Source organism: Nonomuraea sp. NPDC050783 (genome assembly GCF_040802095.1).
Lineage (GTDB): Bacteria > Actinomycetota > Actinomycetes > Streptosporangiales > Streptosporangiaceae > Nonomuraea.
On record NZ_JBFAHK010000004.1, the window covers coordinates 674,158 to 689,156 of the forward strand.

Below are 14,999 nucleotides of genomic sequence, written 5' to 3' on the forward strand. Positions count from 1 at the left end.
CGGCGGTTCAGCGGGGGCGGTAGCAGCAGCGCAGCCCGGTCTGCACCGAGGCGCGCAGTTCCTCCCCGATCACCGCGTCCACGGCCTCGATGCGCGACAGCGCCCGCCTGATCGCCTTGCCCACCGCGATCCTGGCCCGCTCCTCGCTGCCCGCGAACGGCCGCGCCCGCCCGCCGATGCCGGTGGCCGCCGACAGCTCGGCCACCAGCCACTCGCGTTCCAGCCGCAGCGCCGAGACCCGTTCCAGGTCGTTCATCTCCTCCAGCTCGTCGATCTCGGACTGGAGCTGCGTCAGCCGCTCCCGGTAGGAGTCCCGGGCGAGGTCGTCCAGCACCGGCTGGGCCGAGGAGCCCTCGCCCTCCCGCGACCACGTGCCCGCCGCCAGGTCGGCGGCCAGGATCTCGCGCCCGGGGTTGGCGACGAGCGCGGCCAGGTGGGCCATCCCCACGCTGTGGTCCACCACCGCGATCCGCCCGCCCAGCTCGACCTGCCAGTGCCGCCCGTGCCTGCGCAGCCGGCACGCCGCCCGCGGCCCGTCCGCCCGCCCGGTCAGGCCGGGCAGCGTCATCCCCAGCTCCCTGGCCTCCTGCGCCGCCGCGGACAGCTCGGCGCGCGCCGTCTCGTCCTGCGGCCCGTCGCGCAACGCCAGGGCCTGCCCCAGCCGGCACCGCGACAGCGCGGCCGCCGGCCAGTGCCCCAGCGCCAGGTTCGCCTGCACGGCGGCGCGCAGGTGCCGCACGGCCCGGTCCAGGTCGCCGATCGTGAGCGCGGCCACGCCCAGCGAGTGCTCCACCGACCCGAAGCACACCACGCCGAGGCTGCCGATCACGGGCAGGCCGGCGTACGGGCTGAGCAGCGCGTACGCCTGCGCCGCCGTGCCGGTGTCGCGCACCAGGTGGGCGGCCTCGACGACGAGGTACATCGTGACCAGCCAGGTGCTCGAACTGGGCAGGGCGGCGAGGTCCCGGCCGCGGACCCGGGCCAGGTTGCCGGCCGCCAGCCGCCGGTCCCCGGCCACCGCCGCGGCCAGCGCGAGGCCGGCGAGGTAGGAGTGGTCGATCGGGCTGAGGGTGGGCGAGCTGACCAGGTCGAGCAGCGCGGGCACCAGCTCGCCGGCGCGGCCCTGGTACCAGCGGATGGCGCCGAGCTGGCCGCCGAACCAGCCGGTGGCGTCCATGTCGCCGGCCTTGACGCCGCGCTCGAAGCACTCGCCGGCCAGCTTCTCCGCCTCCTCGAAGCGGCCCTCGCGGATGGCGAGCATCACCTCGATGGCGTTGACCACGTACTCGACCGCGAGGTAGGCGTGCTCGCCCAGCAGCCGGCGCAGCTCCTCCAGGCAGCGCTCGGCGTGCGGGTCGGCGGCCAGGAACAGGTCGACGGTCCGCCACATCAGGCCCATCAGCAGGTCGCCGCGGCGCTCGGTCACCGCGGCCTGCCCGATGAGCTCGCCGGCCAGCTCCCGCCTGAGCGCCGCGTGCTCCGGGCCGAGCAGGCAGTGGTGCGCCAGGCTCAGCGCCTCCGCCACGGCGAGCGGGTCCTCCGACTCCCGCGCCTCCCGCAGCGCCTGCAGGATCCCGGCATGCGCGCCGTCCCGGTAGTCGTCCTCCCCCCGCATCCGTACGCGCAGCCGCAGCGCCAGCGGCGAGGAGGCGTCCAGCAGCGACAGCGCCCGCAACTGCCGTGCCCGCACCCCTTCCGAATCCGCGCAGGTCCGGTGCTCCTGGACCCACCGCCCGCCGAGGCCCAGCGCCGCCTGCCCCAGCGCGATCGGGTCGCCGGACTGCTCGGCCTGGCGGTAGGCGGCGTCGAACCAGCGCCGCGCGGTCTGTAGATCTCCGTTGACGTGCAGCGCCCGCTCCCCCAGAACGAGCGCCAATCTGACCTCGACATCCCGGGCCGGCAGCACCTCCGGCCAATGTGCTACGCCCACGTTCCGCTCCCCTGTCGGTCTACTGGGCTGAGTTCGGGAACGGTACTCCGAATACCGTTCGAGAATGAGGACGTACGGCGTCTCCCGGCGGTTCAATTCGCTCGAAACTGTCGGTGCGGCCCGGCAGAATGCGGAGCACCATGATTCCTTTCACCGCCGTACGCTCCCCCCATGGCGACATCGTCGTCTTCTACGTGGGCTCCGAGCCCCGCATGACCCCTGACCAGGCCCTCGCCTTCGCCGACCAGCTCCGCGCCCTGGCCGCCGACGCGCACCCGGCCCCAGTGATGGGCTCCGTGACGGGCCCCGCGATGGCCGCCGTCTGACCCTTCCGGGCCTCGCTCACAGGCCGCCGACGAAGCGGTTCATGGCGGCGGTCACGTCCGCCAGCATCCGGGCCGACTCCACCGGATCGCCGCCCTCCAGCCCGTGATCGGCGCCGGGGATCTCGACGTACTCGTGCCCGAGGCCCCGCGCCACGTCGCCGTCCCAGGACCTGTCGGCGGTGCCTCCCACCAGCAGCGCGGGCGCCGGGGTGCCGCGCAGCCCGGCCACGACGACGTCGTAACCGAGCAAGGGGGTCAGCCAGATCGCCGGCAGCCCTCGCTCGGCCGCCACCGGCGCCGCGAACGTCCCGAGCGACTTGCCCACGAGCAGCAGCCGCCCGGCCCGCTCCCGGTCGAGCGCCGCCCGCGCCTGCCCGGCGACCCACCGGGACCTTTCCACCACGTCCTCGGTCTCCGGCGCCTGCCACCAGACCTCCTGCACCGACCACCCGTGCCGGGCGAGCACCGTGCGCGCGTAGTGCAGGAGCGGCCGCGCGGGCACGTATCCCGCCCCGGGCAGCAGCACGGCCACCCGCTCCGGATCACCCTCGTGCCGCGTCGGCACCCCGAAGACCGCCTCAGGAGCCATGCCGGGAGTATGGCACGGCCTCGGCGCCCAGCGCTCCCGCGTTTCCGGGGCGCCGCCAGCCCGCCCACTAGCCCGCCCACGCCTCCTTGCCGGTGACGGCCGGGCCGCCGCCGCGCGCCGACTCGCCGATCGCGAGGGCGATCAGGTGGTCCTGGCACGCCTCGGCCAGCGGGTAGGGCGCCGGCCCCTCCCCCCGGGCCCAGGCGCCCGTGCGCTCCAGGATGTCGGCGACCGCGATGTCGTCGTCGGACAGGCCCGCGCCCTCGAACGGGTTGCGGTAGACCACCCGCCCGTCGAAGCTGATGTGCTTCAGGTCGCGCAGCTCCAGGTTGAGATCGACCCCGGTGTCGCGCCTGATCAGCACGGACTCCACCGGCGTCGTCGGATCGACCAGCCGGACCACGCGGTCGTCGGCCAGCTCGCCGATCGAGCCGCGCACCACGATGCGCCGCATGCGCAGCGGGTTCCACCACTGGTTGTCGGTGAAGTCGTACAGGCCCGTCCGGCCGCCGAAGTCGAGGGTGGCGATGGTGGTGGTCAGCCGCTGCGGGGTGTCGTCGCCGCTCCACCCGTCGGGGGTCAGGGGGTTGGCCAGCGGCGCCTCGAACGCTCCGGCGCGTACCTCGGCGGCCTCGAACCCGACCCCCAGCAGGCCGCGGATCATCGACACCGCGTGGTACAGGTGAGTAGAGGAGACCTGGACCGAGGTCGGCTCGCCGATCACGCCGTCCCGGACGAGCGCCAGCCGCGCCGCGTGCCCGGGCATCAGCAGGTACTGCTCGGCGACCTGCACCAGGCCGGTGGCGCCCACGTCCCGCCACAGGGCGCGCAGCCCGTCCAGGTCGGGGGCGGGCGGGGTCTCGGCCAGCACCGGCGTCCGGTGCCGGGCCACCTCGCGGATCGCGTCCGGCATGGCGGGCCAGGGCACCGCCGCGGCGACGTAGTCGGGGCGCTCGTGCCGCAGCAGCTCGCCGACCGTGCGGAAGGCCGGCACGCCCCACCGGGCGGTGACCTCCTCGCCCCGCTCGGCGCTGCGGGTGACGACGCCGGCGACCCGCAGCCGGTCGGGGACCGCCGCGGCCAGCCGCAGGAAGAACCGAGTCCGCCGGCCGCTGCCGATCGCGCCGAACGTCGTGGCCATGAGCGCCTGACCTCCTCGGGAGCCGGGGCGGGTGCGGATCAGCGTACGGTAGGGGCCGGCAGCCCGGCCTGCCGGTCAGCTCTCGCGCTGCTTGAGGCGGAGCGCTTCCTTGCGGGCATCGGCCTGGACGGACCGCTCGTGCTCCAGCCACGCCGGGTTCTCCGCCTTCAGCGCGTCGATCTCGGCGGTGGTGAGCGGCTCGGTGATGCCGTTCCTGAGCAGGCCGGAGATGGAGACCCCGAGCTTGGCGGCGACGACCTGCTTGGGGTGCGGGCCGTTGCGGCGCAGCTCGACGAGCCAGGCGGGCGGCTTGGCCTGCAACGCGTTCAGCTCGTCCCTGGAGACGACGCCCGCCTGGAACTCGGCGGGAGTGGCCGAGAAGAGGACACCCAGCTTCTTGGCCGCGGTCTCGGGCTTCATCGTCTGGACGCTCTTCGGTTTGGACGAGGTCATGGCGCCTAGCGTAGCCAGTCGGAACGGCCTGCCCGACATCGATACCCTGGGACGGTGAGCGACGGTGAGATCGGCACGGTGTTCCGGCTGGCGTACGTGCCCGGGGTGACCCCCGCGAAATGGGTCAGGATCTGGGCCGAGCGGCTGCCCGACGTGCCGTTGACCCTGGTGGACGCGCCCGTCGGCGAGGCGGCGGGGCTCCTGCGCGACGGCGGGGCCGACGCCGGGTTCGTCCGGCTGCCGATCGACCGCGCCGAGCTCAGCGTGATCCCCCTCTACGTGGAGACCACGGTGGTCGTGGTGCCCAAGGACCACGCGGTGGCCGCCGCCGACGAGGTGACCGCCGCCGACCTGGCCGACGACGAGGTGTTGTGGCCTCTCGACGACACCCTCGAATGGGCGGTCCGGCCCGGCTCGCCCGCGTTCACCCGCCCCGCCACGACCGCGGAAGCCGTCGAGCTGGTGGCGGCCGGCGCCGGGCTGCTCCTGGTGCCGCAGTCGCTGGCCCGCCTCCACCACCGCAGGGACCTCACGTACCGGCCGGTGACGGACGCGCCGCAGTCCCAGGTCGCGCTGGCCTGGCCCACGGCCGCGACCACCGACCTGGTGGAGGATTTCATCGGCATCGTCCGCGGCCGCACCGCCAACAGCTCTCGCGGCCGCACCACCGCCCCTCCCCCGGCGGAGAAACCGGCCCGCCGCCAGCCCCAGAAACCCGCCCAGAAAAACACCGCCCGCCGCCGCGCCACGCAACCCACCCGCAGGAAGAAGGGCCCCCGCCCCCGCTGACCCGGCCCTCCCCGGGGCGGCCGGGGTCGCCCGGCTCCCTCTCGCTCACCCGCTCACCCGCTCACCCGCTCACCCGCTCCGGGAGGCGTGCGCGAGGTAGAGCTGCCCGAGCCGGTCGATGCGCCACAACTGGCCCAGCGTGATCAGGCTGGCCCCGAACACCGTCGGCCACGGCTCCAGCGCGACCAACCCCCAGACGAGCAGCACGAACCCCGCCGAACCCACGCCGACGAGCAGCCGCTGCACGTTGCGGTGGTCGCCGGTGACCAGCGACCGGTCGTGCAGCCACATCTTCTCGCCGTAGATCCCCCTGGCCGCCCAGCCGTCGGGCCGCTCGACCGCGGGGAAGACGTGCGGGTTGAGCGCCAGCCAGACGGCGACCAGGCCGACCGGCACCAGCGCCCACCAGCCGATCCACTCCCGGCTCCAGATCGCCGCGATCATCAGCGGGATGGCCGCGAACCTGGTCCAGACGCTCCACGGGTTGGCGTGGCGCTTCCACGCCTCGTCGGACATCCCGGCGGCCCGCGCGTACCTCTTCAGCACGTTCATGCGATCAGCCCTCTCGCCAGCGCGTTGATGGTGGCATCGAGCACCTGCTCGTGGTCGGGTCCGTACCTGTCGCGGTTCAGCACCAGCAGCCCGGCGGTACGCAGCACGCCGAGCAGCACCTCCGGTGACACGTCCGCGACGATGACGCCGTCGGCCTGCCCGCGGGCGAGGTAGTCGAGCAACGGCGTCACCAGGTGCGGCGTGACGCGGGCGACCTCCTCGGGCCCGACCCTGCGGGCCACGGCCTCCAGCTCGTCGGGCCGGGCGAGCAGCCGCCGGTAGAACGGGTCGGTGGTGAGCACCTCGACCATGCCGCGCATCAGCCCGGCCAGCGCCTCGGCACTCGGCGGCCGTTCGAGCGCGGCGGCCAGCCGTCTGCCCAGGGCCGGCGCCCTGCGGATCATGACCTCCTTGTAGAGGTCCTCCTTGGAGTCGAAGAACGCGTAGAAGCTGCCCTTGGCGATGCCCGCGGGCGCGACCAGCTCTTCGAGCGAGGTCTTCTTCAGCCCTTGGACGGCGAAGAGCTCTTCGGCGGTGTCGAGCAGGGACGCGGTGATGCGCACCCGATCGTCCGCCGTGAATGCCACGGCCAACACTGTATCCCTATGACTAGTTCGGATATTCAGTCATAGCTTAACAGCCCCGGCCCGGCTCGCCCCCAAAAAACAGGACTTCCCACCGCCGGCGATCAGTGCTGATCTGAAGGTGTCCTGTCACCCGACCGTGAGGAGCCCCATGAAGATCAGCGACTTACCCGCCGCGGCCCTGCTCGCCGCCGCTCTGGGCGCCGCCACCCTGGCCGGCACGGCACCCGCTTCAGCTTCGGCTTCCGCCCCCGCCCCGGCCGCGAGGACGTTCCTCGCCCCGCTGCCACCGGACTGGTACTGGTCCGAGCAGTACCCGACCATGGACGAGTGCAGGGCCGGCTTCCAGGACGCCGCCGTGAACGGCCAGTACACCGGCCTCGCCACCTGCCGCTACTACGAGGGCGACCGCTACCGCCCACCGGGCTACTACTTCCTCATCTACATCCCCTGAGCACTCCAGCGACCGGCGCCGCGACACCCGCACGATCCACCGCTCCGGCCTGGGCTCCGCCGAACTCGGTCAGGGGCGGGGGCCGTCGCAGGAGGCGTCCCCGGCCGGCAGGGTCCCCTTGATCAGGAACGCGACGGTGGCCTTGTCGGCGCAGGTCGAGCCGGTGCCGTAGACGAAGTGGCCGCCGTGCTCGACACCGAGGAAGCCGGCGCGCTCACCCAGCGCCCTGCGCATCCCCCGGCCCGCGGCCCACGGCGTGGCGTTGTCGCGGCGGTTCTGCAGGATCAGGATGTTCCGCGGACCGTGCGAGGTGATCTTGACCACCGGCTCGATCGGCTTCTGCGACCAGAACGCGCACGGCAGGATGTTGTTGGGCATGCCCGCGCTCAGCGGGTACTTCGCGCGGGCGGCCGCGGTGGCCTTGGCGTAGGAGTCCACATTCCGTGACCAGGTGGTGTCCCCGCAGAGCATGGCCAGGACCATGGTGGCCTGGTTGTCCGCCGGCACGCCCTTCGCGGCCGGGGTGTCGGCGAGAATCTGCCGGAGCACGGCGACGCCCGTGTCCGCCGGGGTCCTGCCCGCGGACAGGTCGGCCGCCGCCTTCCAGAACTGGGTGAGCGGGGCGAGCATCTCGTTGCGCTGCAACATCTGGTACGTGACGCCGCGCAGCAGCGCACCGCTGATGGCCACCGATGTGCCCGCCATCGTGGCCGGCTTCCGGTCAAGGCGGTCGGCCAGCGCGAGGAAGGTGTCGGTGACCTCCTCGGCGGTGTCGCCCAGCCCGAGGTCGGCGTCGGCCGCCGCGGCCACGCGGGCGGCGTCCGGGAACCGGTCGTTCATGCCCTGGTTCCAGGTGTTCAGCATCTTCGCCCACACCTTGCCCGGATCGACGTTGCCCTCCAGCACCATCAGGTCGGTGTTGCGAGGGAACAACGAGGCGTAGACCGCGCCGAGGTAGGTGCCGAAGGACTGGCCCCAGTAGGAGATCTTCCGCGCCCCGAGCGCCTGGCGGATGCGATCCATGTCGCGTGCCGTGTTCGCGCTGTTGAAGAAGCGGAGCTTGTCACCGATCGTGGCGCACTGCCGGGCGACGGCGCGCGCGGTGGCGACATTGCCCTTGATCGAGCCGCCGGCGCCGGGATAGGGGAAGATGGTGAGAAGGCTGCTGCCGGACAGACCGCAGCTCATCGGGGTGCTGTGCCCGACGCCACGCGCGTCGAACCCGATCAGGTCGTAGGAGTCCAGCACCCCCTTCGGGAGCGTGAGTGCCATCTGGCCGGGCACGTCCAGGCCCTGCAGTCCCGGGCCACCGGGATTGAACAGCAGGTCGCCGCGCTTCTTGCCGTGCTTGGCGGTGGCGATCCTGGAGACCGCGACGGTGATGGTCTCTCCGTCGGGGCGGCGGTAGTCCAGAGGCACCTCGACCGTGCCGCAGGTCTGCCTGGGGTCCCGTTTGGCGCCCGGCGCGAGTTCCGGGCACTCACCCCACTTGATCGAAGACTGGACGTGACCGGTGCTCGCCTCGGCCCTGGCGCCGGCCGGCTGCCCGCCGATCACCGCCCCCGTTGCCGCGACCGCGGTCAGGGCGCCGGCGACGACGGCGCGTACGCGGATGGTGTTTCCCATGATGCTGTCCTCCGAATGACCGATGTGCCGCGATCCGGCTTCGCGGTTGACCGTGGTTGTCAGCCGCTGATGAGAAAGGTAGGAGCGGAGGGCCCTGTCCCGAATCACTGCGTTGCGGACATTCCGTGTAGCTCACATGAGGGACAAGCGCGGCGATGTCGGGGATCAGGGATCGCTAGGCTCTGAGTCATGTCGGGGACCTGGGCCAGCGACCGCTTGCGGAGAGTGCGGGAGGTGTGGCGCGTCTACGACGCCACGGTGTGGGACCGGTGGCTGGCCGTCGTGTCCACCGGGCTGGCGTTCGTGCCGGCGCTGTCGATCATGAGCGTCCAGTTCGGCGACCTGTCAGGACGCCCGGCCGACGCGTTCCAGATCGTCCTGGTCCTGGCCCAGACGGTGCCTCTGGCCGTGCGTACCCGGTGGCCCGCCGCGTGCCTGGCGATCAACGGCACGGCTTTCATCATCTACGAGACGCTCGGCTACCCGATGCACTTCGGCACCGTGACGGTGTACATCGCGCTGTACTCGGTGGGCGCGCACCAGGAGCGGTTCCGGCGCGTCACCGCCGTCGTGGCGTCGGCCGCGTACGTCGTGTTGTGCGCGGCCGTGATCCTGCGCGGCTCACCGGCTCTGCAGAGCGACTTCGTGGTGTTCTACCTGCTTTTCGCCGCGTGCTGGCTGGTCGGCGCCTTCGTACGCGGGCAGCGGCTCCAGGAGGCCGAGCGGCGGCGGCTCGCCACCGAGGCCGCGGCCGCCGCGGAGCGGGCGCGCATCGCGCGGGAGCTGCACGACGTGGTGACCCACCATGTCACCGCCATCGTCGTGCAGGCCGACGCCACGCAGTTCGTGGCCACGTCACCGGAGCGCGTGGTCACGGCACTGGCCACGATCGGCGGCGCCGGCCGCCGGGCCCTGGCCGAGCTGCGGTACCTGCTGGACGTGCTGGAGGCGACCGGGGAGTCGGCCACGCCCGTCGTGGGCAGCGTACGCGACCTGGTCGAACGGACCCGGAGCGGCGGCCAGCCGGCCGAGCTGGTGGAGGACGGCGACCAGCCCCCGCTCCCGGTCGGCGTGGGGCTGGCCGTGTACCGGGTGGTGCAGGAGGGCCTGACGAACGCCGTCAAGTACGCCGAAGGCCGCCCCACCACCGTTCGCATCGGCTACCGGGACGACCGCGTGGAGGTCGAGGTGACGAACGCCGCCGCCGCGGTCCCCGTCGGCGCGAGAGGCGGCCTCTCCGGCGGCCGCGGCCTGGCCGGGCTGCGCGACCGGGTGGCCGCGCTGGGCGGCGAGCTGTCCGCGGGCGAGCAACCGGACGGCGGATTCCGAGTCTCCGCGTCGATCCCCGTAGGCGGTACCGCATGACCATCCGTGTCATGATCTGCGAGGACCAGGAGATCGTCCGTACCGGCTATGTGACGGCGTTCGACGCGCAGCCGGACATGACGGTGGTCGGCGTGGCCGCCGACGGCCCGGCCGCGGTCGAGGCGGTCGCCGGCCTGAAGCCCGACGTGGTGGTCATGGACATCCACATGCCGCTGATGGACGGCATCGAGGTGACCAGGCGCATCGCCGGCCCCGGTGTCGTGGCGCCGCCAAAGGTGCTGGTGGTGACCACGTTCAACGTGGACGAGTACGTCTACGAAGCCCTGCGCGCCGGAGCCAGCGGCTTCCTCCTGAAGGACGCCCCTCTCCTGGACCTGGTGAACGGCGTCCGCACCGTCGCCCGCGGGGAGTCCCTGCTGTCCCCCGCCGTGACCCGTACCCTGATAGGCCGCTTCGCCGACCGCCTCCGCCCGGCCGCCTCCACCCCCGGCGAGGATCCGCTGGCCGTCCTGGCTCCCCGCGAACGCGAGGTACTGCGGCTGATCGCCCGTGGCCTCTCCAACGCCGAGATCGCCGCGGAGCTGGTGATCAGCTTCGAGACCGTCCGAACCTACGTCTCCCGGATCCTCACCAAACTGGACCTGCGCGACCGCGTCCAAGCCGTGGTCCTCGCCTACCGCACCGGCTTCGCCGACAACGACCACCGCTGAAACCGGCAAGCGCCCACAACCAGCGGATACCAGCCGGCCGCGAGAAGTGCCGCGATCGTCAGCTCTGTCGAGGACATCGCCATGATGACCGGAAAGGCCATACGCCGAGGGACGACACCTTCCAGTGTCACGCTTGTTGAAGTCCCGCGCCATGACCCCCAAGCGGTTCATCGTCACCGACACCACCGGCATGCTCGTGACGGTCGCGGTGTTGGCCGCGAGCTGGCAGGACCGCGATGGCGCCAAGACCGCCCTGTTGCCGGCCTGCCTGCACCACGAGTTCGAGCTGATGGCACGGGCCGGGATGACACCGGCGGAGATCCTGCGCTCGGCCACCGTGCTGCCCGCCCGCGCCTTCGGCCTGCCCGACCGGGGCGCCGTCCGGCCGGGCATGCGGGCCGACCTGCTGCTGGTCGACGGCGACCCGACCCGGGACATCACGGCCACCCGCGCCATCCGCGCCGTCTGGTGCGCCGGCCACCCCGTCACACCGGCCACCGCGCGCGAACCCTGAAAGCTGAGCGGCCGCACGAGCGGAAGTCCCGGCCACGGCGGTTCATCATCGTTTCGGCGAACTGGCGCACATGGCCCCGGAGCGCTGCCAGCAGGGGACCATAGCGGTGAGGGTGTTGCTCGCCGGATTCGTTGGCACCCGCAGGGAATACCTGGTCAACCCTCACGCGGGCCAAGCAGGGAACACAACCGCGACCATCTCACCGCTACCGCCCACCGTCACTCAATCAGCATCCGTCGCATTCGCCAGGAAGGACCGGTTGACCTCGATCAGGCGATCAAGCGCTTCCCTGGCGGCCGTGAGGCGGTCGATCATCGATGTAAGGCGGGTTCGCTCATGATTCATGACGGTCAAGGCATGCAGGGCCTTGGCCCTGGTGGGTTCCGACATGCAGGGGACCATCTGAGCGATGCTCATGCTGGACATGCCAGCGGCTAGGAATGTCTGAATCAGCGCCACCCGCTGGACGTGATCGTCGTTGTAGCACCGCTGGCCACTGGGCGATCTCGTGCTGACCAGCAGGCCCTGCTGCTCGTAATAGCGCAGCGATCGACGGCTTGCTCCTGTCCGGGCAGACAGCTCACCGATCCGCATCTCAACTCCTCGTGTGCATTAGGTCACAATGCCTTGCCCATGACATCGATGTGAGCATTTAGCGTATCCCCGTAGCTGCCAACCCGACGCCGGGGCAGGCGGTCGCCTCCCCCGTGCCGCGAGACGTAGGAAGCCAATCATGATCAAGTTCGCTTTCATGATTAACCGCATCGGGGGGATGACCCTCGAGGAGTTCGTTGATTATCACCGCAACCACCACGCCCCATTGTTCGCCTCCATCCCGGAGGCGCGACGGTACGTGAAGAAGTACACCGTCTCTCACCCGGTTCCCGCCGACGGCTACCCGAGCCCCGGCTACGACGGCCTCACTGAGATCTGGTTCGAAACCTGGGCGGACCATGATGCCTTCTTCGGATCGAAGAATTACAAGGAGCTGCTGAACCCGGACGAGAGCAAGTTCATCGATGTGGATTCGGTGGTGGTCATGGTCACCGAAGAGAAGGTCGTGATCTGATACGCGCTGCGGCGAAGCTGGACGACGAGGCGGAGCCTGGCGGGCGAGGTGCGCCACCTCGGTCGGCATCTCCGAGGCCGCACCCGCCACCGTCCGCCGCGCCCACGCCGTCCACCCCGTCACCGCCGGCCAGTACGAGTACTCCCTGTTCACCCGCGACATCGAAACGACCTGCTGCCCCCGCTCCGCGAACTCGGCCGCGGCCCGGCCCTCGCCTGGGTGCTCAACCGGGACAGGGACGACGTCGTGCCGATCCCCGGCACCAAGCGGATCGCCCGGCCGGAATGAGCACCGTCAACCACTTACCGCTTGCCCGGCGCGGATGCCGACGCCGGGCGGGTGGCTCGCTGCTCACGGCTTCACCATCGTGCGGACGAATGTGGCCGCGCGGGTCATCGCCGCGTCGGCCTCGTCCCACGAGGCGGCGAATGACTGGAAGACGTGCGTCGCCTGCGCGGTGACGTCCAGCGTCACCGACACGTCGGCCGCCGCGAGCCGTGCCGCAAGCCGGATGGAGTCGTCCAGGAGCACCTCGTCAGAGCCGACCTGGATCAACGTGGGCGGCAGACCGCGCAGGTCCGCGAACAGCGGGCTGTGCTGTTCCGCCGAGGACGCGTCACCGAGGTAGTCACGCACGCGGCGTTCGAGGGCGGTGCGGTTCAGGATGAAGTCCGCCTCGGCCCTGACCGTCATCGAATCGCCGCTGAGCGTGAGGTCAACCCACGGCGAGAACAGCAACGCCGCGGCGGGCATCGGCTCGCCGGCGGCGGAGAGAGCCGCCAGCAGGCCGAGCACTACCCCGCCGCCGGCCGACTCACCGGCGACCACCACCTGTTGCGGGTCGACGCCGGAGGCGATCAGGGCGCGATAGGCGCGTACCGCGTCGTCGGTGGCGGCAGGGGCGGGATGCTCGGGCGCCAGGCGGTAGTCGATGGTGATCACCCGCGTCTGTGACCTGCGGGCGAGGTCCGCGACGATCCCCAGCGAGCTGCGCGCCGATCCGAAAACATACGCCCCGCCGTGGAAGTACAGGACGGCGCCGGCGCAGGGCTCTTCCGCGAGTTCGACCAAAAGGCCAGGGACCGTGTCGTAGCGGGCTTCGGTGACGATGACGTCCTCAGGGACAGGATGGTGGGACAACAGCTGCTCGAACAGGGCGCGCTGTTCGTGGACCGCACCGCCAAGGTCGAGGGGGGGACGACGCGCGCAACTGCCGAACGGCCTCTCGCTGCTCGCGGCTCATATCTGCTCCTTGCTGTGAGTTCGGGCCGGTTTTGTTCCGGACGGGTCATGAAGGCGTGAGCTCAGACGGCCCGGGCGTGCTCGATGAAAAGGTCGGCGAAGGCGTCCGGCTGGTCGACCGGGGTGATGTGACCGCAGTCCTCAAGCAGATGCTGCGTGAGGCGGCCGGTGATCGGTTCGAGCTGGCGGGCGGTGGCCGCGCCGATCGCGCCACCGCCGATGGCGAGGGCCGGCGTCGTCAGTCGCTGGTCCTGCGCCCAGTTCCCGATCCACTCCGCGGTGGCCGGCACCGCGCGGTAGTGGTCGAAGGCACTGCCGAGGCTCGTCCTGCCCCGATATGCCTCGACGATCACCCGCGCAAGGTCTGCCGGCACACCTCGGCGGCTACCGGCGGAGAGGAAGAAGCGGACGTAGCGCTCCGCCGAGTTCTCCAGGACGTCCTCGGCCAGACCATCGGGCGCCTGGTGGAAGCCGAACCACCACGGCGGCCCCTGCCGCAGGAATGCCTCGGCGCCGGGCAGAAATCCGATCAGCCCTTCGGACAGGGTCAGGCTGGTCACGCGCTCGGGCGACGATGCCGCCAGAGCGAATGCCGGAGAGACGCCTAGATCGGTGCCGACCACGTGCGCCTCGCGGTCACCGAGGACATCCAGCATCCCGAGCAGGTCCGTGGCGATCGCCGATGCCTGGTAGCCGCGGACGGCGGGTGTGCTGTCGCCCAGCCCGTGCAGGTCCGGCGCGACGGCCCGGAAACCTGCCGCGGCCAGCCGGGGTGCGACATCGCGCCAGATCGCGCGGGTGTGCGGGAAACCATGCAGCAGCAGCACAGCCGGCCCCTGCCCGAGAGTCTCCACGGCGAGTTCGACCCCGTCGATCGGTATCCGATGCACGGTCGCGCCGGGAAGGTGAGGAGAAAGAGTCATCTGGCGCACAGGTGCCCTCCCTGGTTACGCTTGGAAACGTGGTAACCGTAGGAGACTTTCAATGAACGGGGAAGACGGCACTTTTCCGACACCAGGTGACCTCGTGGTAACTGCCTCACGGCAGGGGAACCTGTTCGATCCTCTCTGCCCAACCAGGCTCCTGCTCGACCGGGTGGGGTCGCGATGGACGACCATGGCGGTGCTGTCGCTCGCCGCCGCCGAGGGCGAACTGCGGTTCACCGAACTGAAGCGCGAGATGACCGGTGTGTCGCAGAAGATGCTGGCGCAGACCCTCAGGGCGCTGGAACGAGACGGACTTGTCGCTCGCCGTGTTGAGGCGAGCAAGCCTCCACGGGTGTACTACCGCCTGACCGATCTGGGCACCACACTCGTCGCGCCGCTGCGAAGTCTGCGAGCCTGGGCTGAGCAGTACATGCCCCTGATCCAGCACAACTGCCACATGTTCGACGCCGCCGACAGCCCGGACGACCACGGCTGACAGCCGCGAGCCGACGAAGGACTCCTCCAAACCCATCGAGCAAACAGCACAAAATACCGTGAGTGCAGAGTGGGCATACTTTCATCAACCACGCCTGAACGCCCACTCAGAATTCGTCGTATCCCGAGACCTGGCCGACAGGAAAGATGTGCCGATTCGCGGCGCAGATCGTCTCAAGTGGGCTTGATCCGGTTTGACGGACATCCGAGATCAGGGGCTCGTCCCCGGAAGGATGTCCATGATGGAGAGCATGGGGAAGAAGAAGCCGCGTC

The 14,999-nt window shown here is 71.1% G+C and carries 18 protein-coding genes; 8 read left to right on the plus strand and 10 right to left on the minus strand.

All coding sequences use genetic code 11. The features are described from left to right. Positions 1-7 precede the first annotated feature (7 nt). Positions 8-1,930 (minus strand): hypothetical protein, encoded by a 1,923-nt coding sequence (locus AB0H75_RS14505; protein ID WP_367795928.1) that lies wholly within the window; start codon positions 1,928-1,930, stop codon positions 8-10. A gap of 140 nt (positions 1,931-2,070) precedes the next feature. On the opposite strand from AB0H75_RS14505, the gene AB0H75_RS14510 reads away from it, so the two are divergent. Next, complete coding sequence (locus tag AB0H75_RS14510) at positions 2,071-2,256, plus strand: hypothetical protein (RefSeq protein WP_367795931.1); 186 nt, start codon at positions 2,071-2,073, stop codon at positions 2,254-2,256. Between the two features lie 16 nt (positions 2,257-2,272). Here the strand turns inward: AB0H75_RS14510 and AB0H75_RS14515 are convergent, their stop codons facing one another. The 3 genes from AB0H75_RS14515 to AB0H75_RS14525 form a co-directional block, all read right to left on the minus strand. Further along, positions 2,273-2,845 (minus strand): alpha/beta fold hydrolase, encoded by a 573-nt coding sequence (locus AB0H75_RS14515; RefSeq protein WP_367795934.1) that lies wholly within the window; start codon positions 2,843-2,845, stop codon positions 2,273-2,275. Positions 2,846-2,912: 67 nt separating this feature from the next. After that, positions 2,913-3,986, minus strand: coding sequence for a Gfo/Idh/MocA family protein (locus AB0H75_RS14520; RefSeq protein ID WP_367795937.1), 1,074 nt, complete (start codon positions 3,984-3,986; stop codon positions 2,913-2,915). 75 nt (positions 3,987-4,061) lie between these two features. Next, a complete protein-coding gene (locus tag AB0H75_RS14525; RefSeq protein WP_367795940.1) occupies positions 4,062-4,439 on the minus strand; it encodes a DUF5997 family protein in 378 nt (125 codons plus the stop codon). A gap of 54 nt (positions 4,440-4,493) precedes the next feature. On the opposite strand from AB0H75_RS14525, the gene AB0H75_RS14530 reads away from it, so the two are divergent. Beyond that, positions 4,494-5,228 (plus strand): LysR family substrate-binding domain-containing protein, encoded by a 735-nt coding sequence (locus tag AB0H75_RS14530; protein WP_367795943.1) that lies wholly within the window; start codon positions 4,494-4,496, stop codon positions 5,226-5,228. Positions 5,229-5,297: 69 nt separating this feature from the next. Here the strand turns inward: AB0H75_RS14530 and AB0H75_RS14535 are convergent, their stop codons facing one another. Together AB0H75_RS14535 and AB0H75_RS14540 are read right to left on the minus strand one after the other, a co-directional pair. After that, entirely contained in the window at positions 5,298-5,780 is a 483-nt protein-coding gene (locus AB0H75_RS14535) for a DUF6653 family protein (protein ID WP_367795946.1), read from the minus strand. After that, positions 5,777-6,367 carry a TetR/AcrR family transcriptional regulator gene (locus AB0H75_RS14540; protein WP_367795949.1) on the minus strand — a complete coding sequence of 197 codons (591 nt, stop codon included), beginning with the start codon at positions 6,365-6,367 and terminating at the stop codon, positions 5,777-5,779. The genes AB0H75_RS14535 and AB0H75_RS14540 overlap by 4 nt, the downstream gene beginning before the upstream one ends. Positions 6,368-6,515: 148 nt before the next feature. On the opposite strand from AB0H75_RS14540, the gene AB0H75_RS14545 reads away from it, so the two are divergent. Next, complete coding sequence (locus tag AB0H75_RS14545) at positions 6,516-6,818, plus strand: hypothetical protein (RefSeq protein ID WP_367795952.1); 303 nt, start codon at positions 6,516-6,518, stop codon at positions 6,816-6,818. A 69-nt stretch (positions 6,819-6,887) separates the two neighbouring features. On the opposite strand, the gene AB0H75_RS14550 is transcribed toward AB0H75_RS14545, so the two are convergent. Continuing rightward, positions 6,888-8,444 (minus strand): alpha/beta hydrolase, encoded by a 1,557-nt coding sequence (locus AB0H75_RS14550; protein WP_367795955.1) that lies wholly within the window; start codon positions 8,442-8,444, stop codon positions 6,888-6,890. 189 nt (positions 8,445-8,633) lie between these two features. On the opposite strand from AB0H75_RS14550, the gene AB0H75_RS14555 reads away from it, so the two are divergent. The 3 genes from AB0H75_RS14555 (at position 8,634) to AB0H75_RS14565 (ending at position 10,994) form a co-directional block, all read left to right on the plus strand. Further along, positions 8,634-9,809, plus strand: a complete 1,176-nt coding sequence (locus tag AB0H75_RS14555; RefSeq protein WP_367795958.1) for a sensor histidine kinase — start codon at positions 8,634-8,636, stop codon at positions 9,807-9,809. Continuing rightward, the gene (locus AB0H75_RS14560) at positions 9,806-10,480 is read left to right on the plus strand and encodes a response regulator (protein WP_367795961.1); all 675 of its coding nucleotides are present in this window, start codon (positions 9,806-9,808) and stop codon (positions 10,478-10,480) included. The genes AB0H75_RS14555 and AB0H75_RS14560 overlap by 4 nt, the downstream gene beginning before the upstream one ends. Before the next feature lie 133 nt (positions 10,481-10,613). Continuing rightward, entirely contained in the window at positions 10,614-10,994 is a 381-nt protein-coding gene (locus AB0H75_RS14565; protein ID WP_367795964.1) for an amidohydrolase family protein, read from the plus strand. A 222-nt stretch (positions 10,995-11,216) separates the two neighbouring features. On the opposite strand, the gene AB0H75_RS14570 is transcribed toward AB0H75_RS14565, so the two are convergent. Further along, entirely contained in the window at positions 11,217-11,588 is a 372-nt protein-coding gene (locus tag AB0H75_RS14570; RefSeq protein ID WP_367795967.1) for a MerR family transcriptional regulator, read from the minus strand. A gap of 139 nt (positions 11,589-11,727) precedes the next feature. Here AB0H75_RS14570 and AB0H75_RS14575 point away from each other — a divergent pair, with 139 nt between their 5' ends. Continuing rightward, positions 11,728-12,063: an EthD domain-containing protein gene (locus AB0H75_RS14575; RefSeq protein ID WP_367795970.1), complete on the plus strand. Its 336-nt coding sequence runs from the start codon at positions 11,728-11,730 to the stop codon at positions 12,061-12,063. Between the two features lie 351 nt (positions 12,064-12,414). Here AB0H75_RS14575 and AB0H75_RS14580 read toward each other — a convergent pair whose 3' ends face one another. Both AB0H75_RS14580 and AB0H75_RS14585 read right to left on the minus strand, forming a co-directional pair. Continuing rightward, positions 12,415-13,203, minus strand: a complete 789-nt coding sequence (locus AB0H75_RS14580) for an alpha/beta hydrolase (RefSeq protein WP_367795973.1) — start codon at positions 13,201-13,203, stop codon at positions 12,415-12,417. 164 nt (positions 13,204-13,367) lie between these two features. Next, on the minus strand, positions 13,368-14,228 hold the full coding sequence (locus AB0H75_RS14585) for an alpha/beta fold hydrolase (RefSeq protein WP_367796026.1): 861 nt from the start codon (positions 14,226-14,228) through the stop codon (positions 13,368-13,370). 61 nt (positions 14,229-14,289) lie between these two features. Here AB0H75_RS14585 and AB0H75_RS14590 point away from each other — a divergent pair, with 61 nt between their 5' ends. Then, positions 14,290-14,727 carry a winged helix-turn-helix transcriptional regulator gene (locus AB0H75_RS14590; protein WP_367795976.1) on the plus strand — a complete coding sequence of 146 codons (438 nt, stop codon included), beginning with the start codon at positions 14,290-14,292 and terminating at the stop codon, positions 14,725-14,727. Positions 14,728-14,999 lie beyond the last annotated feature (272 nt).

Bases quoted from the DNA above. Each gene is read 5' to 3' on its own strand.
- AB0H75_RS14510 (WP_367795931.1), top strand. From the start codon at position 2,071: ATGATTCCTTTCACCGCCGTACGCTCCCCCCATGGCGACATCGTCGTC.
- AB0H75_RS14515 (WP_367795934.1), bottom strand. From the start codon at position 2,845: ATGGCTCCTGAGGCGGTCTTCGGGGTGCCGACGCGGCACGAGGGTGAT.
- AB0H75_RS14520 (WP_367795937.1), bottom strand. From the start codon at position 3,986: ATGGCCACGACGTTCGGCGCGATCGGCAGCGGCCGGCGGACTCGGTTC.
- AB0H75_RS14525 (WP_367795940.1), bottom strand. From the start codon at position 4,439: ATGACCTCGTCCAAACCGAAGAGCGTCCAGACGATGAAGCCCGAGACC.
- AB0H75_RS14535 (WP_367795946.1), bottom strand. From the start codon at position 5,780: ATGAACGTGCTGAAGAGGTACGCGCGGGCCGCCGGGATGTCCGACGAG.
- AB0H75_RS14545 (WP_367795952.1), top strand. From the start codon at position 6,516: ATGAAGATCAGCGACTTACCCGCCGCGGCCCTGCTCGCCGCCGCTCTG.
- AB0H75_RS14550 (WP_367795955.1), bottom strand. From the start codon at position 8,444: ATGGGAAACACCATCCGCGTACGCGCCGTCGTCGCCGGCGCCCTGACC.
- AB0H75_RS14555 (WP_367795958.1), top strand. From the start codon at position 8,634: ATGTCGGGGACCTGGGCCAGCGACCGCTTGCGGAGAGTGCGGGAGGTG.
- AB0H75_RS14560 (WP_367795961.1), top strand. From the start codon at position 9,806: ATGACCATCCGTGTCATGATCTGCGAGGACCAGGAGATCGTCCGTACC.
- AB0H75_RS14570 (WP_367795967.1), bottom strand. From the start codon at position 11,588: ATGCGGATCGGTGAGCTGTCTGCCCGGACAGGAGCAAGCCGTCGATCG.
- AB0H75_RS14575 (WP_367795970.1), top strand. From the start codon at position 11,728: ATGATCAAGTTCGCTTTCATGATTAACCGCATCGGGGGGATGACCCTC.
- AB0H75_RS14585 (WP_367796026.1), bottom strand. From the start codon at position 14,228: ATGACTCTTTCTCCTCACCTTCCCGGCGCGACCGTGCATCGGATACCG.
- AB0H75_RS14590 (WP_367795976.1), top strand. From the start codon at position 14,290: ATGAACGGGGAAGACGGCACTTTTCCGACACCAGGTGACCTCGTGGTA.